The organism is Idiomarina sp. 29L (assembly GCF_004123135.1).
Classification (GTDB): Bacteria; Pseudomonadota; Gammaproteobacteria; order Enterobacterales; family Alteromonadaceae; genus Idiomarina.
This window is the reverse complement of the sequence record NZ_SDJS01000001.1, coordinates 515,893-538,070: the sequence shown is the minus strand read 5'-3', so window position 1 is coordinate 538,070 and position 22,178 is coordinate 515,893. Positions and strand designations below refer to the sequence as shown.

The following is a 22,178-nucleotide window of genomic DNA, read 5'->3' as shown; positions in this document are numbered from 1 at the left end:
CAAAAAAGCGCCCGGCGGGCGCTCTTTTAACGTTATTTAGGCAGATTCGGAACCTTAAGTCCCGCCATAGATTCTGCAACACGAACCACCTGACAGCTATAACCAAACTCGTTGTCATACCATACGTAAAGTACAGCACGGTCTTCGTCGACAATCGTTGCCTGCGAGTCTACAACGCCCGCATGGCGTGAACCAACCAAGTCAGAAGAGACAATTTCGGTTGATGCAGTATAGTCGATTTGGTTAACCAGCTCCGAGTGTAAAGCGGTGTCACGCAAAAAGTCATTTAACTCATCGCGAGATGTCGCTTTTTCTAAATTCAGGTTCATGATAGCCATCGATACGTTAGGCGTTGGAACACGAATAGCGTTCCCCGTAAGCTTGCCCGCCATTTCTGGCAATGCTTTGGCTACCGCTTTTGCTGCACCTGTTGAGGTGATAACCATGTTCAGCGGTGCTGAACGACCGCGGCGATCCGCTTTATGGTAGTTATCAATCAGGTTTTGGTCATTAGTGTATGAGTGAACGGTTTCAACGTGACCATTGCGAATACCGTATTTGTCATTTACGGCTTTTAGCACTGGCGTAATCGCATTAGTTGTGCAGCTTGCAGCTGAAACAATCGCATCGCCGTCTTCAATGTCACCGTCGTTAACTCCAAATACGATGTTTTTGATATCGCCTTTTGAAGGTGCTGTCAGTAATACTTTGCTGACACCTTTTGATTTCAGGTGCAGACCAAGACCGGCTTCGTCCTTCCAAATACCGGTGTTGTCGATAACAATCGCATTATTAATGCCGTATTGAGTATAGTCGACTTGGTCTGGGCCGTCAGAGTAGATGACTTTGATGTTGGTGCCATTGGCTTTAATGCTTTGGTTTTCATTATCAACCGTGATGGAGCCATTAAATTGACCATGGATAGAGTCACGGCGTAACAAGCTTGCACGTTTTTCCAAGTCACCGTCACGACCACCGCGAACAACCACGGCTCTTAAGCGCATTTTATTGTTAGCACCATTACGCTCAATAAGCTGGCGCGCTAATAAACGACCGATACGACCAAAGCCATAAAGAACAACGTCACGCGGCTCAATATCATCTTCTCTGTCAATAATATCGGCCAGCTCACGCTTCACATAGTCTTTAATTGACAAGTCGCCAGCTTTACCGCCAAACAGATAACCATAAGCCAGCTTGCCTAAATCAACACGTGCTGGAGACAGTTTCAACTCAGCCATAGCTTCTAAAAATGGAAAGCTCTCACGTAAACGAATTTTTTGACCTTCGTAACGGCGAATTAAACGGTGAGACTTGATGATATTAATGGTTGAAACGTTCAGCAGAGAACGTCCGTAAACAAGGATTTCAACACCAAAGTTACGATAAAGCTTGCCGAGAATCGGCTGCATTTGTTCTGCGTATTCCTGGCGTTCTTGCCAGCTTGCTAAAGTAGGATCTTGCTGGTTAGCATTCATATTGAGCCCTGTCCTCTGTACTTAATGTTCAGTGAGCGTGTTCAGTAAGCAAATAAAGTGCTACGCTTAAAAATCCGCAGTATTGTACTGAAAAGGTCGGCATGAAGCCAACTTTAAGAGAAAATCCGCTTTTAATGATACCGTAAACGGGTGACTATGATTAAAAAATACGCAGCTCTTATTGCTCTACTCCCTCTTGCGGGATGCTATGACAGCGCCCCTACCGTTCGGGAAATTTGTCAAAACACGCCTTCTATGTGCAGTGATTTAAACGATGATAACTGGTGTAACTCAGAGCGACGCCAGCTAATTTTCAGTCGTTACGGTGTCAGTCAAAACAAAACCCCGGAAAATCAGTATTACCTGATGCAGGACTTGCAGGAATACAGTAAATGTATCGAACTGGCGTCAACCATTGAGCACAAAAAACTAAAACAAAAACAGTCTAACCGTATTGAAGCGTATATAAATTCTCAGAAGAATATTAAAGCGCTCGCCAACGAAACCAGAAGCTCTGAACACCCACTCTGGTTATATTGGCATTGGTCTAACCAAGGCAATGACGAGGCTCTTCAAAAGCTATTAGCGATGGAAGGCTCTAAGCGTATGCAAACACCAGAGCTGCAACTGGCGTTAGCGACTTACTACACGAAGCAAGATTCCGAAAAAACTTTCAAGCTGCTTTATAACGCACTTCGCTTATACAAAGAAGGTGACCGCATCAATCCAGAGATTCCTTCAACGCTCGTATCGATGTACCTTAAAGAAGGCGAAGCCGAAAAAGCCTACGTATGGTCACAAGTCGCCTGGCAACTGGGCCAGGAGAACCTCGATAAAAGCAGCATGAAGAATATTGTCACCGCATCGGAAGATGAATACAGTGACTGGGACGAACAGGCTGAAGACATCGTTGACCAAATAAAAGAAGGTCGGTTTAAAGGTCGCTACTCGTCTTCGTAACGCATAGCGACCGAGTTAATGCAGTAGCGCTGCCCGGTTTCCGTCGGTCCATCGTCAAAGACATGGCCCAAGTGTCCGTCGCAGCGGCTGCATAACACCTCAACTCTGACCATGCCGTGAGTGGTATCTTTTTCATAGCGAACGGCACCTTCAATCGCTGAGTCAAAACTTGGCCATCCACAATGCGAGTCAAACTGAGTGTCGCCTGCAAATATCGCCTGCCCACACCCTGCGCAGCGATAAATTCCGTCTTTATCCGCTGTCATGTATTTGCCGGTAAATGGGCGCTCTGTACCTTTTTGTCTCAACACATAATACGCATCGTCTGACAGTTCATTTTTCCATTCATCATCAGATAGGTGTTTCCAGTCCTTTTCCGCCATAAGTCGCTCCTTATTTATTCGGTAAACAGGCGTTATGTCATACTACTGATATAAAGCCTATGCTAAGATTATTGTTACATATATTGTCATATTGCTGGAGTTAAGCATGCTTCGACGTACCAAAATTGTAACCACCCTTGGTCCTGCCACAGATTCAAAAGACACCCTAAGGTCACTGATACAGGCTGGCGCTAATGTGGTTCGCCTTAATTTCTCTCATGGCAATGCAGAAGATCATAAGAAACGGGCGTCTATGGTTCGCGAAATAGCTGCCGAGCTAAATGCCCATGTCGCTATTCTTGGTGACCTGCAAGGACCTAAAATTCGTATCGCCCGTTTTAAAAATGACTACGTTAATTTAAACGCGGGCGATCAGTTTACGCTTGATGCTGAAATGCCCAAAGACGCCGGTGACGAGCATGCCGTTGGGCTAGACTACAAACAGTTACCAGAGGACGTTGCACCGGACGATATTCTCTTACTTGATGACGGCCGTTTACAGCTCAAAGTAACGGAAATTGAAGGCAGTAAAGTTCACACGGTAGTAACCATTGGTGGCACCCTGTCGAACAATAAAGGCATTAACCGTCAAGGCGGCGGACTTTCCGCGGCTGCATTAACCGAAAAAGACTTCGCCGACATAAAAACAGCGGCTGAAATTGGTGTCGACTATCTCGCGGTTTCATTCCCTCGTAGTGGCGACGATATTAACCAGGCGCGTCATTTGCTTCGTAATGCCGGTGGTAAAGGCCTACTTTGTGCAAAAATAGAACGCGCGGAAGCTGTTGCCAGTGAACATGCGCTGGACGATATTATTCGCGCTTCGGATGCCGTTATGGTTGCCCGTGGTGACTTAGGGGTAGAAATTGGTGACGCTCAGCTGGTGGGTAAACAAAAGCTTATTATTTCCCGTGCACGCCAGTTAAATCGTGTTGTTATTACGGCAACACAAATGATGGAATCGATGATAGAGAATCCAATGCCTACTCGAGCCGAGGTTATGGACGTTGCCAACGCCGTGCTTGACGGTACCGATGCGGTTATGTTGTCTGCGGAAACTGCTGCGGGGAAACACCCTATTGCCACAGTTAAAGCCATGGCGGAAATATGTCTCGGCGCCGAAACTCACCCGTCAGCCAAGTTGGATCATAAAGATCTGGAGGAAGTCTTCTCGAGCATCACCGAAGCCACAGCGATGTCAGCAATGTATGCTGCAACACATTTAAGTGGCGTCGCCGCTATTGTCGCATTGACCGAGTCAGGGTTTACTGCAAAGCTTATGTCGCGTATTACCTCGCACTTGCCAATTTTTTCGTTATCGCGTCACGCTGAAAGTCGCAATAAGTCGGCCATGTACCGCGGTGTTTATCCCATTAATTTTGACTCAACCAAAACCGAAAACCCTATTCTTGAGGCCGTCGCAGTTTTGAAATCTCAAGGGCATCTAAAAGCCGGTGACTTGGTTATCCTGACTCACGGTGACGTCATGGAAACCGTTGGGTCAAGCAATACCTGTAAGATTATTGAAGTGAGCTAGTCTTTAAAGTCTTCAGTAATACCATCAAGAAGGTCGATGTATTCATCGGCCTTTGCAACCGCCGCCTTGCGTTGCTTTTCAGATAAGCTTACATACATATTCCACAAAAACGTATTTCTCGCGTCGCTACTTTGTTCTATCTTTTCCTGAAGTGCTTCAGAACGCAGTTGCTTAGGGTTCTTGATAAGAGCGCTTAATTTACCAATATCGGTTGGCTCAGTCAGCAGCACGGTCTCAAATTCGGTTAACCACATTGTCCGATAATTGAGCCAATCTTCTTGTATTGATGGACTGTTTGCAACCCAGTCACGCAGCAACTTATCTTGTTGCTCAGTCAAGTCACCAATAATATCTTCCAGGTCACTTTCAACCTCATTCGCTCGTTCAAGTTGCCTTAAAATGGGGTTTTCGGACTGCTTTTCTTCAAATTTCTCAAAACGCTCCTGTTGCTTTTCTTCAATTCTCTCCACCAGCTGTTGCTTTTGCCTCACTGACAGCTGATTAATGAGTACTGTTTCAGTCGCGATTCTGTCGAGTAAATTTTGCCAAAAACCGAGAAGCGTTTGCTCAAATTCAACAATATCGGATTTTTCTAAAGTTTTGTTGTCTACCTTTTGACGCAAATTAAACAGCGCCTCGCGGTATTTTGGAATTTGTGTACGGGCATGCCATAAATGGAGTTCATCGACTTTCTTTGCAAGCGTTTCTTCCTGCTCACTATTTAAGTCTACGTATTCTTTTACGCGCCACTCAACCAGAGTATCCGCAAACTGATAACCGATATTGGCGGTACAACCGGATAGCATCAGCAAAGCCAACAGAGTAAAACCAAGATAGCGCATAATCGTCGCCCGTTACTGACCTAAAATCAGCTGTTTAATTTTGTCCTTGTAACTGCGACTCACCTTCAGTTGCTGACCATTTTTTAACTGCAAATGGTATTCACCGTTTTGTTGGTTACACAGTTTCTCGACTTGATTAACATTAACAATAGCAGAGCGGTGTACGCGTTGGAATAACTGTGGGCTTAACTCTCTTTCCAGCTCTTTCATAGTGCGCCGCAGAATATAGGTATCCTCATTCGCATGGATACACATATAGTCGCCAGCAGCATCAATCCATTTAATGTCCTTAATGGCGACCCTTGTAATTTCGCCACTGTCTTTAATGGCAATGTGCTCGGGATATTGGTTTGTTGCTATATCGCCCCCCTCAGACAGCGTTTTCAGGAGCTCCTCTGCGTTTTGACCCGTAACCTCCGCCACCAGACCAACAAGCTTTTCATGTTGCTCTGCGTCAAGTGTATTTTTCTCCGCAATAACACGCTCAACACACTCTTTGAGACGTTCGTCATCTACTGGCTTTAACAGGTAGTCTAGTGCTCTGACTTCAAATGCTTTAATGGCGTACTCGTCATAAGCAGTAACAAAGACAACGGCTGGCAAATCGCCGCCCTGCTCTTTAACTGCTTTTAATACCTCGAAACCATTAAGTCCGGGCATTTGTATATCAAGAAACACTAAGTCCGGTTTGTCTTTTACAATAACGTCCACTGCCACACGGCTTGTTGGGCACTCAGCCACTAGCTCAAGTTCTTCAAATGCCTCCAGGCGCACTGACAGCCCTTTTCGTGCTAAAGGCTCATCGTCAACTACAAGCGTTTTTAAGCGTTGACTCATACTTTCTCCAGTGTTTCAAAAGGTATAACCATGGTGACACAAAGGCCAGAGCCTTCATTTCTGCTCATATTAAATGTAAAACTTTTACCGTACAGTGACTTTAGACGTTGTTGAGTGTTATTCAGACCGACCCCTTCCTTTCTAAATAATTTATTAGGGTCTGATTCAAGCTCCGGACCGTTGTCACAAATAATAATTTCTAAATCGTCGCCCACTTTTCGCGAGCGAATCGTTATTTTACCAACACCCTCGACCTGAGCTATTGCGTACTTAATTGAATTTTCAATTAGCGGCTGGCAAATTAAGCTGGGCACCAGAGCTTGCCTGGTTTCTTCCCCCATACTGATATCAACTTCCAGCTGTTCATCAAAACGAACCTTTTCAATATCCAGGTACAACAAAAGCGCATCAATTTCTTTTTCTAAAGGCACTTTTTTAATCGGGTCATTGTCGAGTGAAAAGCGTAAGAACCGACTGAGTTTATTAACCATCTTGTTGGCTTTGTCTGAGTCTTTTATCAGAATAAGCGTCGATATGGCGTTCAGTGTATTAAACAGAAAGTGCGGGTTTAGCTGATAACGCAACATTTTCAGCTGCGCCTGGTGCGCCATTGATGAAGCCAGCAGCGCCTTTTGTTTCTCCTCCTGCAACATCTGGTAATACTTGATACCAAAATACAGACCGCTCCAGCTTAAAATAATATAAAACTTCGCCAGGCTATTTTTTAAATAAAAGAAAGGACTGTCAGGTCTGAAGCCGAACTTATAAATTTCCCAGTAAGTGGCATTGTCAATAATCGCCCACAAAACTGAAATAACGTACGACGCCACAATAGCAATGAGCACCATCAATGGTGGTGCCATCTCCCATATTCTGCGATAAAAGTATCGCAAAGGGATCGTCAGAAGAAAGCCTGCGTACGCGCCAAGAATAATAATAAGCGTGTAAATATCGCGCATTTCATGCATCAGTGAGCCAATATAATTCACTAACGCATAGCCAATCCAACCGCCCGCCTGCAACAACCAAAAAAATCGGTTTCTATTTTCCATCAGCATTTGCCACTGATTCAACAACTGCTTCATGCGTTACCTGACGCCTCTAATTTAGACAGCTCTTCAATGTCAACTAAGCTTCCGGAAAACAGTGCGTTAATTTGTTCTTTCTGGTTGCCTAAAAATTGTAAGCCCAATTCGTAGTGATCGTTTCGTTTCACCTGACGAACAATCGCCTTTAATGTCACTTGGCGATTATTTTTCTGTTCAATAAGCAAGTCGACTTTACTGCCGTTTTCCCACAGCACCTTGTCATTGCCTTCCGGCAGCTCATGCTTAACACGGCACCCCGTTTCAGATACGTCTAACACATGACCTTTCAAAGAAATATTAGCGCCTTCGCTCGATTGCCCCTCAACAACCGTTGCCAAAAACGCATCAAAACGGCGTCCTTTTCGAATAACACGGTACTCAACCTCGTTTGGCCAACGAATAAACAGCATCTTCGTTGGGTGCGAAACGATGTAATTGATGTCACTCCGAAATGCACAAATTTCGCCATTACCCGCTTCTAACACAAACCGCACTACGACGGGAATCGCTTCCTCGATATAGTCCCGTAAGTCACTGTATTTTCTTGCATCCGGCATATTAAGAATAAGCCAGCGATCTTTTAAGGCACCGATAAACTCAGTAAAAAACCGTGCGGGCACATTTGAATTAGTCAGTTGTACTTCAATTCTTTGTCCGGGAACCAGTTCAGTGATTTTTTTGGTGCTCATACGGGTCTCGTGCTAGCTGTCTGTATGCTACTATGATCGCTAGATGTCAGTCAGTGTCAAGCAAAGGAGACGCTCTTGATCGCTTACGATATAACACCTATCGATTTAAATGGTCACCTATTCGAAGTTATTCTGACCATCGATGCTCCCGAGCCATTGCAGGAGCTGTGGTTACCTAACTGGATTCCGGGCAGTTATTTGATCCGGGACTTCTCCAAACACATTATCGGTTTGTATGCTGAGTCAAACGGAAAGCCTGTCCCAGTCAAACAAATCACCAAGAACCGCTGGCAACTCAAAAGCGTTGCGGCTAATGAAGTCACAGTGAAATATCAAGTGTACGCTTGGGATCTCTCTGTACGCTCAGTCTATTTAGATCAGCTACAAGGATTCTTTAATAACACCAGTTTGTGTCTTGCTGTCGTTGGGCAAGAAGATGAACACTGCCAACTGACTCTGCATCCACCCGTTGAAAAGTTTAACTGGAAAGTCGCAACCGGTATGCCGCGGGTATCCGGGCAGCCCCATTCATGGGGAACTTTCGAAGCAGAAAACTATGACGCGCTCATTGACTACCCGTTTTTGATAGGTGACTTAACCATTGAAGAATTTATTGCGCACGGCATTAAACACTCCTTGGTATTAAGCGGCCGTCACTTTGCCGACACCTCCAAAATTTGCTCTGACTTAGCGCGCATTTGCGAAACTCAAATATCGATGTTTGATGAAGCACCTTTTACGTCTTACACATTCCTAACCATGGTAGTCGGTGATGGTTTTGGTGGTCTTGAGCATCGTAACTCAACCGCCCTTCTATGCAGCCGTAAAAGCCTTATTGGCGAACATGACCACGAGGTTAACGACGATTATCAAACCTTCCTGAGTCTTTGTTGCCATGAATATTTCCATAGCTGGAATGTAAAAACATTAAAACCCAAAGCGTTTATTCCTTATCAGCTGGACAAAGAAAGCTATACCGAACAGCTCTGGTTTTATGAAGGCATGACATCATACTTTGATGACTACCTCTTACACGCCAGCGGCATAGTCAGCGCCGAGCAATACTTAAACGTGCTGTCCGAAACCTTAGCTCGGGTCGAGCGTGGCGCGGGTCAGTACCAACAAAGCGTGACGGAGTCTAGTTACCTGGCCTGGACGAAGTTTTATCAGCAAAATGAGAATGCACCAAACAGTATTGTCAGCTACTATTCAAAAGGGGCGCTTATTGCGCTTAGCCTGGATTTAATGCTGCGCTTACAAAGCAGCCATTCGTTGACGCTGGCGCACGTGATGAAAAAACTTTGGCATGAATTTGGCAAAACCGGCGTGGGTACTGCCGATGACACCGTTCTGAATGTGCTGGACAGTTATTCAGGTATTGATATTGCCGACTTTTTGCGAGAGCAGCTTTACGCTAAAGAAAGTTTACCGTTAGAGAGTCTACTCAATCAGTTTGGGCTTCAAATAACACGATCGGTCCCATCGGACGACAACTCGCTAAAAGCCTCCGACGAGTCCGCATCGGTCAGCTTAGGCGCGAAGTACAAAGCGTCCTCTACTGGCTTAGAACTCACGAGCGTATATCACGACGAAACCGCCTACAACGCGGGACTTTCGGCCAATGATCGCATTATTGCGATTGATCATCTGCAAGTAACTGATACGACGGTTAAGTCTGTATTATCGCGCTATCGTCCTGGAGAAAAAGTAACTGTCCATGCGTTTCGCCGTGACGAACTGTTAACTCTGGACTTAATTTGGGAAGAGCCAACGCCAGCTTGCTGGAAGCTTTCAATAAAAGACGCCAGCAAACTTAATGGTTGGCTAACACCAGAGAGTTAATCTTCGTATAACTGGGGGAGCAATGCCGGATCTAACCGAGTGTTTCCCCAGTTAACCCGCCAATCTAAATGAGGGCCGGTTGCTCGTCCGGTGGCTCCCACCTCACCAATAACGTCACCTTGTTTTACCGTATCACCGGCTTTCACATGCAACTTGCTCAGGTGCAGATAGGTGGTGTTTACCTTATAACCATGCTCAATAATGATAGTACCACCTGAGTAAAATAAATCGGGCTCTGCCAGCACCACTTTACCTGTCCATGGCGCTGTTACCGGTGTGCCGGTAGGTACCGCAATATCTTCACCATAATGCGGGTTACGAGGCTCGCCATTAAAAATACGCTGGCTGCCGTAAACCCCACTGATGCGCCCTTCAGCCGGCTTTGCTACTGGCGTCAGAAAATGTTTGTTTTTAGAAGCGTTCTGTCTCGCCAACCAAACTTTCTCTGCTTCTTTGCGCGCACGTTTGACTTGCTCGGGATCCGGCGTCACCGTTTTTTGCGGAACACCGTCCACACGATCAATATCATATTCACGCTCACTCAGTGTAAGAGTCTGAGTGTGAGTTTCACCTTTGGCGGAAACGGTTAATTCGTGCTCCAACTTTGCTTTACGTCCAAAACCAAAGACAAAATAACCGTTATCGGTTACCTCAATGGGTTCACCATTTAAAGTCACCTCAGCACCCGCAACCGTTTTGCCTAAATGCAGCGCCCCTTGTGTGAAAGGCCCTTTTATTTCAAGTGGCAAAGAATTGTTGGCAAAGACTGAGGTTGATGCGATTAAACCAATCAATAAACCCCAAATACGCAGTTTAAGCATAAGCAATGGCTCCTTTACCAACACCCTCGTAAGCTCTGACTTCAACCGACTTGCCAATGCAGTCTTGGCTTATTGTCGACGCCAAATACTGCGCAATACACTCGACAGTCGAATCATTCTTTATTACGTAGTTTTCGCTGTGCGGTAACACCAGTTCAAACAGTCCCTGAATTGACGTATAGCTATAAGCAACATGGGTATTTTCATCGACAGACTCAGCAGCTTTAGAAAGTGTCATTTTGTTAAAATCGGCAATATCTTCTTCCGTGCCAACATAGATGTCTTCCCACTTATCGCACCACTGTTTTTCCAGTGCGGGCTGGCGAATGCCTTCAATAAATATCTGCAGTTTCGAACGGTGCCCGTGAGCAATGCGCTGACAGTTGCCATCGTGCTTTTTCAAGCCGTGTGTGTAGTGATAATAAAAGCCATCAATTTGCTCAGGACGCAGGGTTAACTTCAACCCTTCCACATTGACCGGCAGCTCTTGCTTTATTACCGCTTTTACGTAATCAGTAACGGTATCAATGTTTACCGTATCGGCATCAATAAATGCGAACGAGTCAGACGGGCAAAATAAGTGTATCGACCGCGAATTACCGCGATTAAAGTCAACCCAGTACGAGCTGTCATCATCATTGTGAGTGACTTTCGTGTAGGAATGCTCAACAGGGATCAGTAACTTATGGTCAACAGAATCATCGATAATGGCTTTCACCTGCTTTTTGACCTTACCAAAGTCGAGCACCATCGACTGTTCGTTCAAATTTCCGTCCAGAATAATATCGACAATCCAGCTTTCACCAACAATACCACGCTGCGGGCAAAGGTAAGAGCAATCGATAACGGTAAGGTCATTCACAAATAACTGCATATAAACGGTGACTCATTCAGTTCTTTAAAATTTTATTCAGTATAACCCGAAAGCACCGCTCAGATAAGCTCGATAAGTAAAAACCATTCCCATAACAACTTTGCCGACAACAGAATAAGCGCCAGCCCCATTGTCCGATCGACCCAGTGACTATAACGCCACACGCGTTTGAAAATGACAGGTTGAGTTAGTAGCCAGGTTAAAAATATAAACCAGGCGCCAGTTGCTATGACTAAATACACCCCGTAGCCAAACTTAATCGAAAAGGGAGTGTCGGGTGAAATAATGGTGGTAAAGAGCGTTAAAAAAAACAATGTCGCTTTAACATTTAAGCCGTTGGTAATAAAGCCAACAATGAAAGCTTTACGTTTTCTCGGTTGTATCGAATCAAATTCATCGCCGGACATCGACGTTCTCGGCTTCGCTGTTATCGCCTGCGTACCAATAAACCCCAGGTACAACGCACCAATAACCAGCAGCGTCTGATATAACCATGGCGTTTGGTGAATAATAAGGGCGACGCCCACCAATGAATACGCAACATGTATAATAATGCCGGCGGCTATACCGAGCGCAACCAAATACCCCGCTTTACGGCCAAAGCTCAAACTATAACGAGACACTACCGCAAAATCGGGACCGGGGCTTGCTACCGCAAATAAATGAATGACAGCTATTGTTAAAAACTCATTCCAATAAGACAATGTGAGCTTCCTTGTTTTCTATTAACTTACCTGCGAGAATTAAAGTTACATTTTGTTAATTATAAATGCGAAATAATTAATATGAAAAAAACCAAGTTTCCATCACTGAATGCACTCAGAGTGTTCGATGTCGCTGCCAGATGTGGTTCGTTCAAACAAGCTGCACAGCAGCTCGGCGTCACTCAGTCTGCGGTTACCCGACAAATTCAAGCGCTTGAAGAGCAGCTCGACATGCGACTTTTTCAGCGCGATAACCGAGTACACTCATTAACTCCGGTGGCGCTTGAGTTAGCGCCTCAAATTGAACAAATTTTTGATCAACTTGAGCGTGCCATAGAGCGTACCCGAAGTGTTAGCGACAACACAACAACCCAACTAACGGTCGCTATTAGTTCCGAGCGTTTTCGCTTCTGGCTCGCCGATAAACTTGAGGACTTCCACTCTCTTTATCCGCATATTCAATTAAACTTTGCGCGTTGCGCTGACTATTTCTCGGGTGAACATGTCGCCGACATGGTATCCGCCGTGCAACACCAAAGCTGGGACATTGCAATAGGCTATGGCTCAATAAACGACAAGCACCTACAAAGCCAACGTTTATCGAAAACGCAACTGGTGCCGGTATCGAGCCTTTCGACCAATGAGACGCCCTTCCAGCAAAACTGGATAATCAACCCTGACAACCCTGAGCACTTAAAGCTGACAGAACATTACCAGTCAAAACTTAAAAACCAACGCATTATACACTGCGACGACTTTTATATGTCGCTGGACTTAGCTCAAACAGAAAAAGCGGTCACCCTAGTCGACAGCAGCTTGCTGACAACGCAGTTTTCGCATTTAACACCTTTCAGAGAATATGCTCAAGCAACTAAGTCACCACTCTCGGTATTTTATAAAAAGCGGAAACGCCAGCCTGTTGCTCTTGTTGCTTTTATCAAATGGTTACAGTTAATTAATCAATAAATTATTTTACATACAGTCATGACTGTATGTAAAATAAGGGCACTTTTTTCACCAACCAGTAAGAGAGCGACATGTTAAGACGTCTTTCGCTTTTAAGTGCCGTATTATTATCAAGTGGTTTCGCGCCAGCTTCTGCGCTGGCTGATGAAGTAAGCTATACCGCTTCCTATTCAACCGATCAGTTTCGCGGCGCGCGTGTAGCCTACCGGTTTACCGGCATCCCGCTAGAAATGCCCGGCTTTTTTGGCTCACCTAAGCTGTATGTGGATATGGGGATAAATCATTGGCAAGACTCGAATGATACATCAGATAACATTACCGCATTTACCGTTAGCCCTGTTGTTTCTTGGCATATCGCCGGCTCAGAACGTCCGCTTTACTTAGAAGCAGGCATTGGCGGCAGTTATTTCGACAAGACGAGTCTTGGAAACAGAAACCTTTCGACCAAATTCCAATTTGAAGATCGCATTTCATTGTCCTGGCAGTTCAGTAAAAACTCTGACGCCCGCATTGACTTTGGCTATACTCATTACTCTAATGGTGACATTAAGCGCCCTAACGATGGCCTTGATTTTTTCTGGCTCAGTTGGGTTCACCCTTTTTAAAGCATAAAGGTCTTTATGAGCAGCGACACGCCTTCACGAGATAGAGTTTATCAGGTATCCAGTAACAGAGAGAGTGCCTCACATAAACTCCGGTATGTTGAGGGCTCTGCACCTGACACTGACGAGTGCCGGCTTTGTGTTGGTTCGCTGCCTCAGGCGAACAAAAGTGATCCCTTGGTGACGGTGCAAATTGCTGCTTCCGAGGATATCGCCCGCCTCGCTTTTTTTGAGAAACAGCTTTACGACAAAGACGCCTATTCCAGCTTGTTCTTTTATCAAGCCCTGCGCCAATGGCCAAGCGGCTTTTTAACCATAAAAAGTGACGGAAAAGTCGCCGGTTACAGCCTGGTCGTGCCACTCGATGGTCGCCGCGCAACCTTAATGTCCTTGCTTGTTGGTAAGAGCTTTCAAGGTCAGGGGCTCGGGCGGGTATTGCTGGAACAGGCTATAAACGCTGGCCAAGCGGAAGAATGGCAAGAGCTGGAACTCAGTGTCTCTCCTGACAATGCGCCGGCGATAAAGCTATACAAGCGAGCTGGCTTTCAGTCTGTTAACACCGTTAAGGACTATCTCGGTCCTGGTGAAGACCGTCTCATTATGCGCCGAACACTTTAACTCTTCTTTGGTGAGCTATGGCGTCTCTCAATTTATTTGCAGGTGGAAATAACGACATTACGCAATTTAGCGAGCGCGCCTACTTACTTCATGGCTACGTCAAACCCCATGCTGACGCTATTTTAGAGCAGTTGCGAGAGGTGATTAAACAGTCACCATTACGGCAATTCGTCACTCCCGGTGGCAGAAAAATGTCAGTACGCACCAGCAGTTGTGGCGACTTTGGCTGGATAACCGACCGCAAAGGCTACCGCTATACAGACACCGATCCAATAACCGAAGAGCCCTGGCCTGCTATGCCCGTAGAGTTAAAAAAACTTGCCGAAACGGCTGCCAGGAAATGCGGCTTCGGGTCATTTTCTCCCAATGCCTGTTTAATTAACGTTTACCACCCAGGCGCTGCTATGGGACTTCATCAGGACAAAGACGAATCCGACTTCTCACAACCTATTGTTTCATTCTCCCTGGGCTTGCCTGCCACTTTCTTATGGGGCGGGCTAAAGCGCAGTGGCAGCCCACAAAAAATTACGTTACAACATGGGGACGTTCTGGTCTGGGGCGGACCTGATCGCTTACGATACCACGGAGTTAAAAAATTGGCGGATGGTCAACACCCTTTAACCGGGAACGTACGTGTTAATTTAACGTTTAGGGTAAGGTAAATGCCGAACACCAGTTCCAGAGTTTATCGATTACTGGCCATTACCGGCAGTACAGTGCTGACGCTTGCTCTGTTTATTGGTATTGCATTACTAATAGGCCTGTCGATAGCCGATCGTAAATTGGCAAAAGCTGGTATCGAGGACTGGTCGATAAGCATTGGTTCGCTGTCCGAGGAACGAGTAGTCATTGAGCAGTTGAGTGTGACAATGAGCGAATTACCGTCATCTTCCACTTCTAACTCAAATGCCACACCGACTACCATTAAAGAGCTACTTAACACACCGATACCAAACTGGTTGCCCGAGGTTATCGTTATTAAAAATATAACGTTGAAAGGCGGGTTGTTAACGCAGTACGCGCCAATTATCGGTGAACTAAAATTGGACACCAAGCGCCAAAACGTGAGTTTACACCTACTTCAGCCTGAAGCACTCAACGTTAATTTATCTCGCAATAACTCGACTTTATCGGCCGATATCACCCACAGTCTAGGAAGCTTCAACGCCAATTATGGTTTTTCTACCGGGCAATGGGACATAAAAGGGTCAGCAAAAGTACCGACAAAATATCTTGCTCAGGCAGCTGGGTTTGTAAAAAGTGAACAGATTGCCTTATCACTCAGCGCTGACGGCTCTCTTTCCCCAGAGACTGAAATGACAGGTGCAGAAAGCCTCATTAGCGCCATTTCCGGTAAACTCACTGTCAGTTTACAACAGCCCATTAATGTCACTTCACCGGGTGTTGCTTCTGTTGAGACATTGGTCTCCAAAGGCGATGTGGGACTTGACTTTAATCGTGGCGTTATCGAAAACTACGCTCTAAAGCTTAGTGGCGAGCTCACTCAGTGGCCTTCCCTACCTTTAGAAATAAGCTCGGTGAAGTGGCAATTTGCCAGCCAGGATACTCTGACACTTGAACCATTAAACTATCAGCAGCTGTTCAGTAAAACCGAATGGCCGGTTCAACTCAGTTTGGCCGTTGAGGGAGAAGATATCAGTGGTGCTCAGCTAACGATGGCTGGTCACGTTATGCAACTCGACGCACAGTTTGTTCGGCTCAGCCTCCCTAAAACAAGGTTAACCGCCGACAAGATCATAACAACTAGTATCGATGCCTTGGATCCACTAACGCTTGATTCATTGAATAAGTTAGACTTAAACACCGATATAATGGTCGAACACGACCAGGTCATGTTTTACTCAGAGCAACCTTCTTCGCTTTTTATTAAATCGCATTTTGCTAACGCCAACTTCTTAATTTCGACGTTTTCCGCCGCTATCCCTTTTACTACCCCCAACGAGGCAACCGTAAAACTCTCAACGAAAATTAATAATGTCGCTATAAAAGTTGAAGAGCTAGAAAGTTTAAAGCCTAAGCTCTCGCATAGAGTTCAATACAAAGGCGGCAGTATTAAAGCCCTGGGAACCATTGAATTAGCGCAAGGTACTCGCCTAAATCACCACAGCACACTGACACCAACACAAGACCTAGTCTCTAATGTCGATGTAAATCTTGATGATTTAACGCAAACAGAGCTACAGTCACAGTTGTCACCGCTATTACAAAACACCCTGCCACTACTCACGTTAGACAAAGGCGGGGCTAAGGTTGGCTTGAAATTGTCAGGCAATTTAAAGACAGGTCAATGGAGAATTGATGAAGGAGAAGTCGATCTAAATAACGTTAGTGCAATATACGACACAACGTCCGTGACCAATGCGAATTTGAACGCTAACTTTACCGCCAATTCAGAACATTTGAACCTTCAACAGGCGGACTTGTCCCTAGCTACTATTCAACAAGGCTTCACCATTGGTCCTGTTAGCGCCGAACTGGCTGCGAAGGTTCCTTATAAAAACCAACAAAACAGCACTGTGACTCTCAAAAACCATAGCATTAAAGCGTTGGGAGGCTCCGTCCGAATCCCCGAACAAATCTATGACTTTTCTGAGCCATTGCGTATTCCCGTTGTTTTCGAGCGTATTAACTTAGGTGAACTGATGCGCCAATACCCTACGAATAGAATCGCTATTGACGGTAATGTATCGGGAACCATTCCCCTGCTTTGGGACTCTCAGCAATTAACAGTAGAAAAAGGTTATTTAAGCGCAGTAGCACCCGGTGGTCACCTGAAAGTCGACTCATCTGCATTACGCTCAGCCGTTGGTAGCAACCCCAGTTTAAAAACGCTTGCCAGCGTGTTGGAAGACTTTTACTACCAAGAACTGTCAAGTGTTGTTGGCTATGACAAAAACGGTGAGCTAACCTTAGAATTACAGCTGAATGGTTATAATCCGGCTGTTGAGAATGGTCGTAAGGTAAAATTAAACGTCACATTAGAAGAAGACTTGCCCGCGCTGATAAAAGGTATACAACTGAGTAATAGCGTGAGTGATGTTATTCGTAAACGGATCCAGCAACGGGTCAATTAATCAGAGGACGATATGAAACATCTGCTAGTCATTACAGCATCTGCGCTGCTTATGTCCGCCTGTACGCCAACAGTTCAGGTGGCGGCTCCGAAAGAGCCGATAACCATTAATTTGAACGTAAAAATTGAGCACGAAATTTACGTCAAAGTCGACAAAGCACTCGACGACGTTATTTCAGAGTCGAGTGGTTTATTTTAATTTTCAAAGGATTGTGACATGAAAAAACTAACAATTAGCGCGTTTGTCGCCCTACTCTCTATTTCGGGTATGACTGTGTCGACAGCAAGTTACGCGCAGGAAATTACCTTACAAGAAGCCATGGAACAGCTGTCAGCAGCTAAAGATAAAGGTTGGGTTGGCGAACAACCAAACGGTTACTTAGGCGTTGTGACGTCTTCATTACAGGCAAAGCAAATAGCAGAACAAATAAATGAAGCCAGACGTCAGGAGTACGCCCGCATAGCAGAAGAAAACGACATTGCCGTTGCTGATGTTGAGCTACTGGCCGGTAAGCGTGCTATTGAACGCACACAGCCAGGACATTACGTGAAAGTTGATGGCCAGTGGAAGAAGAAGCCTTAGTGCTTCTTTTTTCAGCTAAGATATAAATCGGAATTGGTGCCCGGGGCCGGACTTGAACCGGCACGCTGTTACCAGCGAGGGATTTTAAATCCCTTGTGTCTACCAATTCCACCACCCGGGCACTACAAAGAAGTGTTCTCGAATAATGGAGGCGGGTCCCGGAGTCGAACCGAGATCCACGGATTTGCAATCCGCTGCATAGCCATTCTGCCAACCCGCCAGAATTTGGAGCGGGAAACGAGATTCGAACTCGCGACCCCAACCTTGGCAAGGTTGTGCTCTACCAGCTGAGCTATTCCCGCACCGTCATCTGCCGAGGCATTCTACTGTTTAATCTTTTTCAGTCAATGACTTTTTATCAAATTTATGACTGTTTGCGCAAATTTACGGCAAAGCTGCTAATTTCTGGTCAATTCCTTGCTGGCGCCACGTAAATATTCCCACATTGACCACACAGTCAAAACGAAAGCACCGTAGAATAAAACAATAGAAATCCAGAAAATATAGATATTCGCGTTCCAAATTAAACCTATAAGCGCGACCATTTGCGCAATGGTTTTCAACTTACCCAAATTTGATACTGCGACTTTACCACGGTTGCCACTTTGTGCCATCCACTCGCGCAATGCACTAACAATTAACTCTCGGCAAATCATAGTCAACGCAGGTATCGTTATATAAGCGGCGTTAAAGTCTTCAACTATCACCACCAACGCAGCCACCACCATGGCTTTATCGGCTACGGGATCTAAAAACTCACCGAATTTAGTGAATTGGTTGAAACGACGCGCAATAAAGCCATCCAACGCATCAGTAATAGCAGCCAGCCAGAAAATAAACGCCGCCCAAAAGCGTGCATCTTCAAAGGGCAAGTAAAACACCACCAGAAATACCGGAATCAGAAAAATCCGAAAGCTGGTCAAAATATTAGGGATATTCCACTTCATTATCCGCTGTTTCCTTATTTGGTTTTACTCATCCCGGAACGAGTAATAAATTTTTTCTGCCATGGCCTGACTAATGCCGGGCACGCTAGAAAGTTTACTAATACTAGCGTTTTTTACCTCTTGTAATCCACCCAGATTTTTCAAAAGCGTTTGTCGACGTTTAGCACCAATACCTTCTATTTTCTCCAATGTCGATGTTTTCTGCACTTTCGCCCGTTTCTGACGGTGTCCGGTTATTGCAAAACGGTGAGACTCGTCACGAATGTGCTGAATTAAATGCAACGCACTGGCGTCTTTATTCAGCGCAATGGTCTCGTGGCTGCCGGCCATAATGAGCGTCTCGAGCCCTGGCTTGCGAGACTCGCCTTTAGCAACCCCTATCAGCATGGGGGCGTCACTGCCCCAATCTTCAAAGTACTTTTCAGCTTGGGATAGCTGCCCTTTGCCACCGTCAATAAAGAGAATGTCGGGTATATTGCCCTGTTCCCGCGCTTTGTCATAGCGCCTCGCCAATGCTTTCGCCATCGCTGCATAGTCATCGCCTGGCGTAATTCCGGTAATGTTGTAGCGCCTATAGTCGGATTTCTTCGGCCCGTTTTGGTCAAACACCACGCAAGAAGCGACCGTTTGCTGGCCCATGGTATGGCTGATATCAAAACACTCCATACGCTGAATCGGAACGCCAAAATCCAGCACCTGTTGCAAGGCCGACGTACGACGGTTCATGGTGCTTTGCTGGTTTAAGCGACTTTCCAGGGCATTCACCGCGTTTTTTGCCGCTAATTGCTGATACTGTTTCCGTTCACCACGAACATTGTTTTGCATTTTAACCGAGCGATTTAGCGCCTGCCCCATCACTTGCGCTAATACCTCGTCAGGTTCTACTGAGTCCGGTAAAATAATCTCTCTCGGTGTTTTACGACCGGCGTTATCAGACAGGTAAAATTGCAGTAAGAATGCGCGCAAAACTTCCTCGTCACTCGTATCCGCTGGCACTTTAGGAAAGTAACTGCGACTCCCTTGCAAATGATTGTCCCGAATGAACATCATTTGAATAGTTGTCATGCCGTTACCACGAGCCATACCGATAACGTCAAGCTCTTGCTGGGCGCCAGTAACCGAGTTGCGCTCCTGAGTTTTACGAAGTGCCGCTATTTGGTCACGAAAACGAGCTGCTTTTTCGAACTCCAGCGCTTCACTGGCCTGTTCCATTTTTGTTACAAGCTCATCAATAACCTGTTGGTTCTTGCCATTGAGAAAGTGCTTAGCCAATTGAACCTGCTCGTTGTACTCGTCATCGGTACACTTGCTCACGCAAGGCGCCAGGCAGCGCTTAAGCTGATACTGCAAACAAGGCCGAGTACGCGCTCGGTAATAGGAATCCTGACACTGACGAATCGGAAATAACTTCTGCATCAAGTTCAGGCTTTCGCGCACCGCACTGCCGTTTGGGAAAGGTCCGAAGTAGTCGCCCTTCTCTCGGCGCGCACCTCTGTGAAAACCCAGCCGGGGGTGTTCGTGAGACGTCAAAATAATATAAGGATAAGATTTATCATCGCGTAGTAAAACGTTGTAGCGCGGTCGGTATTTTTTTATAAAGCTGTTTTCGAGAATAAGAGCATCTGCTTCCGTGTCGGTCACAGTGACATCCATTGACGCTATTTGCTTCACCAGCACTTGCGTTTTAACCGCATCGACCTTTTCGCGGAAGTAACTGGACACTCGCTTTTTGAGATCTTTCGCCTTTCCAACATAAATAACGTCGCCCGACTCATCATACATACGGTATACACCGGGTTGATGAGTCAGGTTCCGAAGAAAGTCTTTGTAATTAAAGGTTATTGAATTGCTGTCTGTCATTACCTTCAAACTGGATTAGGTCAACAAGACCCGATTGAATTGCCATATGTGACAATTGTACATCACCATCAATGCCAAGTTTAGAGAAAATGCGGTAACGAAAGGTATTAATTGTTTTACTGCTGATGCATAAATGCTTCGCTATTTCTCGAACGCGAATACCTCGACTCAGCATTTGCGCGACTTGCAGCTCTCTTTCCGATAGAGAGTCAACCATGTCTTGTTTGTGGCGACTGCGAGGGTTGCTCGCTAAGTATTCAGCAACGGGAGCTGCCACATAAATACTACCGGTTTTCAGCGTCTTGAGCGCTTGCACTAACTCTTTACTGTTCGATGACTCCAGTAAATAGCCATCGACCTGGCTCACACTGCATTGAAAATTGAGAATATCCTGCTGGCTCCTGCCCCACACAATGAGCTGTAAGTCGACATGACGCCTTTTTATGCGCCGCCAGTGCTCAACCGTTGCAACGCCTGATAGTTGACTACTGAGAATAACCAGTGCATCGTCGTATTTATAGCAACATTGTCTCAAATCGTTCATAGAGCTAACCACTTCAATTTGTGTATGAAAATGCTGCTGTATTACCGTTTCCATACCAGCACTGGTAATCGGGTTGGGTATTGCCAAAATAATACGGTTCATTAGCCACGTTCCTTATCGCGTATTGGTAATATGATTGTCCTTAAATTGATGAACTCGTACCGCTTTATCCGAATTCGGGAGCGAATATTCAACAGTTTTTTAACGATTGGCAAATGGCTTTTACAAACCTTTACGGTAACGCGTAAATTTGCACGGTTCCTACGTCAACAACTTTAACTCTGAGTTTCTACACAACTCGGTTGGTGTGGTCTTTATCGGCGGGACTGATCTAACATGTCCCACAAATAACAGGCTAAATAAGTCCGGTAAGGCGTGGCTCTTTCGGGAATAATAAAGACATCTTGCTCTTTAAGCTGGCCTATGGCTTTTCTTAGCGAGGAGTCCTGAATAGGAAATAAGTCTTCATGCGCAAAATGAAACATCGCGAGTATTGACGCGGTCCAGGGACCAATCCCTTTTAACTTCGTCACATCTTTCAATAATTCTTCTGAGGACATACTCGCCCAACTTGCGATTCTTTCCGGCTCGGTTTGCTGACAGTGAGCAACGCTCTGAATTGCGGCAGCTTTCGTGCGACTCACTCCGCAATTTAATAGGTTATCGGCTGGTAAATAAGCAATCGACTGTAAGCCTAACGACTTTGCTTCTTTCTCAGTGCGTTCAATGATTGTTGCAGACGCTTTCAATGACAGCATTTGCCGAATAATAATTCTCGGTAAAGCATCAATGACTGGAGTATTTGAAGGCTTAAGCGGCGCTCTTTCCGTCAATTGTAACAACACCAAATCGAAGCCTGGTTGAGTATCGATAAGGTGTTGCCTGATAGACTGAGCAGTTGTTTGCATA

23 protein-coding genes and 3 tRNA genes are annotated in these 22,178 nt (G+C 45.6%); 10 read left to right on the top strand and 16 right to left on the bottom strand.

The features are described from left to right. Positions 1-32: 32 nt before the first annotated feature. Positions 33-1,478 (bottom strand): glyceraldehyde-3-phosphate dehydrogenase, encoded by a 1,446-nt coding sequence (locus EST55_RS02685; RefSeq protein ID WP_100692132.1) that lies wholly within the window; start codon positions 1,476-1,478, stop codon positions 33-35. A gap of 156 nt (positions 1,479-1,634) precedes the next feature. On the opposite strand from EST55_RS02685, the gene EST55_RS02680 reads away from it, so the two are divergent. Then, a complete protein-coding gene (locus EST55_RS02680; protein WP_100692133.1) occupies positions 1,635-2,438 on the top strand; it encodes a DUF2989 domain-containing protein in 804 nt (267 codons plus the stop codon). Here EST55_RS02680 and msrB read toward each other — a convergent pair. After that, positions 2,423-2,821, bottom strand: a complete 399-nt coding sequence (gene msrB, locus EST55_RS02675) for a peptide-methionine (R)-S-oxide reductase MsrB (RefSeq protein WP_129496407.1) — start codon at positions 2,819-2,821, stop codon at positions 2,423-2,425. The genes EST55_RS02680 and msrB overlap by 16 nt on opposite strands. A gap of 106 nt (positions 2,822-2,927) precedes the next feature. On the opposite strand from msrB, the gene pyk reads away from it, so the two are divergent. Continuing rightward, positions 2,928-4,358, top strand: a complete 1,431-nt coding sequence (gene pyk / locus EST55_RS02670) for a pyruvate kinase (protein WP_100692135.1) — start codon at positions 2,928-2,930, stop codon at positions 4,356-4,358. Here the strand turns inward: pyk and EST55_RS02665 are convergent. Genes EST55_RS02665 through EST55_RS02650 form a run of 4 tightly spaced genes read right to left on the bottom strand, consistent with a single transcriptional unit; the run spans position 4,355 to position 7,814 of the window. Continuing rightward, positions 4,355-5,200 carry a DUF6279 family lipoprotein gene (locus EST55_RS02665; protein ID WP_129496406.1) on the bottom strand — a complete coding sequence of 282 codons (846 nt, stop codon included), beginning with the start codon at positions 5,198-5,200 and terminating at the stop codon, positions 4,355-4,357. The two genes, pyk and EST55_RS02665, sit on opposite strands and share 4 nt — an antisense overlap. 12 nt (positions 5,201-5,212) lie before the next feature. Next, entirely contained in the window at positions 5,213-6,037 is an 825-nt protein-coding gene (locus EST55_RS02660; RefSeq protein ID WP_129496405.1) for a LytTR family DNA-binding domain-containing protein, read from the bottom strand. Then, on the bottom strand, positions 6,034-7,122 hold the full coding sequence (locus EST55_RS02655) for a histidine kinase (protein ID WP_100692138.1): 1,089 nt from the start codon (positions 7,120-7,122) through the stop codon (positions 6,034-6,036). The genes EST55_RS02660 and EST55_RS02655 overlap by 4 nt, the downstream gene beginning before the upstream one ends. Then, positions 7,119-7,814 (bottom strand): flagellar brake protein, encoded by a 696-nt coding sequence (locus EST55_RS02650; protein ID WP_100692139.1) that lies wholly within the window; start codon positions 7,812-7,814, stop codon positions 7,119-7,121. Before EST55_RS02650 ends, EST55_RS02655 begins: the two co-directional genes overlap by 4 nt. Positions 7,815-7,889: 75 nt before the next feature. Here EST55_RS02650 and EST55_RS02645 point away from each other — a divergent pair, with 75 nt between their 5' ends. After that, positions 7,890-9,656, top strand: a complete 1,767-nt coding sequence (locus tag EST55_RS02645; protein WP_129496404.1) for a PDZ domain-containing protein — start codon at positions 7,890-7,892, stop codon at positions 9,654-9,656. On the opposite strand, the gene EST55_RS02640 is transcribed toward EST55_RS02645, so the two are convergent. The 3 genes from EST55_RS02640 to EST55_RS02630 are packed head-to-tail and all read right to left on the bottom strand — an operon-like array spanning position 9,653 to position 12,055. Further along, positions 9,653-10,477: a M23 family metallopeptidase gene (locus EST55_RS02640; protein WP_129496403.1), complete on the bottom strand. Its 825-nt coding sequence runs from the start codon at positions 10,475-10,477 to the stop codon at positions 9,653-9,655. The genes EST55_RS02645 and EST55_RS02640 overlap by 4 nt on opposite strands. Beyond that, positions 10,470-11,351 (bottom strand): 6-carboxytetrahydropterin synthase, encoded by an 882-nt coding sequence (locus EST55_RS02635; RefSeq protein WP_100692142.1) that lies wholly within the window; start codon positions 11,349-11,351, stop codon positions 10,470-10,472. Before EST55_RS02635 ends, EST55_RS02640 begins: the two co-directional genes overlap by 8 nt. Before the next feature lie 59 nt (positions 11,352-11,410). After that, complete coding sequence (locus EST55_RS02630) at positions 11,411-12,055, bottom strand: LysE family translocator (RefSeq protein WP_100692143.1); 645 nt, start codon at positions 12,053-12,055, stop codon at positions 11,411-11,413. 81 nt (positions 12,056-12,136) lie between these two features. On the opposite strand from EST55_RS02630, the gene EST55_RS02625 reads away from it, so the two are divergent. The 7 genes from EST55_RS02625 to EST55_RS02595 all read left to right on the top strand — a co-directional run bounded on the left by EST55_RS02625 (position 12,137) and on the right by EST55_RS02595 (position 17,918). Beyond that, the gene (locus EST55_RS02625; RefSeq protein WP_240665224.1) at positions 12,137-13,021 is read left to right on the top strand and encodes a LysR family transcriptional regulator; all 885 of its coding nucleotides are present in this window, start codon (positions 12,137-12,139) and stop codon (positions 13,019-13,021) included. A gap of 71 nt (positions 13,022-13,092) precedes the next feature. After that, entirely contained in the window at positions 13,093-13,626 is a 534-nt protein-coding gene (locus EST55_RS02620; protein ID WP_129496402.1) for an acyloxyacyl hydrolase, read from the top strand. 15 nt (positions 13,627-13,641) lie between these two features. Beyond that, positions 13,642-14,241 (top strand): N-acetyltransferase, encoded by a 600-nt coding sequence (locus tag EST55_RS02615; protein WP_129496401.1) that lies wholly within the window; start codon positions 13,642-13,644, stop codon positions 14,239-14,241. 17 nt (positions 14,242-14,258) lie between these two features. Beyond that, positions 14,259-14,903 carry a DNA oxidative demethylase AlkB gene (gene alkB, locus EST55_RS02610; RefSeq protein WP_129496400.1) on the top strand — a complete coding sequence of 215 codons (645 nt, stop codon included), beginning with the start codon at positions 14,259-14,261 and terminating at the stop codon, positions 14,901-14,903. Further along, a complete protein-coding gene (locus tag EST55_RS02605; RefSeq protein ID WP_129496399.1) occupies positions 14,904-17,336 on the top strand; it encodes a YdbH domain-containing protein in 2,433 nt (810 codons plus the stop codon). It abuts the gene before it with no gap. A gap of 12 nt (positions 17,337-17,348) precedes the next feature. After that, entirely contained in the window at positions 17,349-17,534 is a 186-nt protein-coding gene (locus tag EST55_RS02600) for a YnbE family lipoprotein (RefSeq protein WP_100692147.1), read from the top strand. Between the two features lie 18 nt (positions 17,535-17,552). Next, positions 17,553-17,918 (top strand): YdbL family protein, encoded by a 366-nt coding sequence (locus EST55_RS02595; protein ID WP_129496398.1) that lies wholly within the window; start codon positions 17,553-17,555, stop codon positions 17,916-17,918. Positions 17,919-17,952: 34 nt separating this feature from the next. On the opposite strand, the gene EST55_RS02590 is transcribed toward EST55_RS02595, so the two are convergent. The 7 genes from EST55_RS02590 to EST55_RS02560 form a co-directional block, all read right to left on the bottom strand. Beyond that, positions 17,953-18,039: transfer RNA gene (locus EST55_RS02590), tRNA-Leu, on the bottom strand. 25 nt (positions 18,040-18,064) lie between these two features. Next, positions 18,065-18,138: transfer RNA gene (locus EST55_RS02585), tRNA-Cys, on the bottom strand. A gap of 6 nt (positions 18,139-18,144) precedes the next feature. After that, a tRNA-Gly gene (locus tag EST55_RS02580) sits at positions 18,145-18,220 on the bottom strand. Positions 18,221-18,316: 96 nt separating this feature from the next. Continuing rightward, on the bottom strand, positions 18,317-18,865 hold the full coding sequence (pgsA, locus tag EST55_RS02575; protein ID WP_129496397.1) for a CDP-diacylglycerol--glycerol-3-phosphate 3-phosphatidyltransferase: 549 nt from the start codon (positions 18,863-18,865) through the stop codon (positions 18,317-18,319). 24 nt (positions 18,866-18,889) lie between these two features. Beyond that, on the bottom strand, positions 18,890-20,725 hold the full coding sequence (gene uvrC / locus EST55_RS02570) for an excinuclease ABC subunit UvrC (RefSeq protein ID WP_129496396.1): 1,836 nt from the start codon (positions 20,723-20,725) through the stop codon (positions 18,890-18,892). After that, positions 20,697-21,371 carry a LuxR C-terminal-related transcriptional regulator gene (locus tag EST55_RS02565; RefSeq protein ID WP_129496395.1) on the bottom strand — a complete coding sequence of 225 codons (675 nt, stop codon included), beginning with the start codon at positions 21,369-21,371 and terminating at the stop codon, positions 20,697-20,699. The genes uvrC and EST55_RS02565 overlap by 29 nt, the downstream gene beginning before the upstream one ends. 212 nt (positions 21,372-21,583) lie before the next feature. Continuing rightward, complete coding sequence (locus EST55_RS02560; RefSeq protein ID WP_129496394.1) at positions 21,584-22,177, bottom strand: 3-methyladenine DNA glycosylase; 594 nt, start codon at positions 22,175-22,177, stop codon at positions 21,584-21,586. Between the last annotated feature and the right edge of the window lies 1 nt (position 22,178).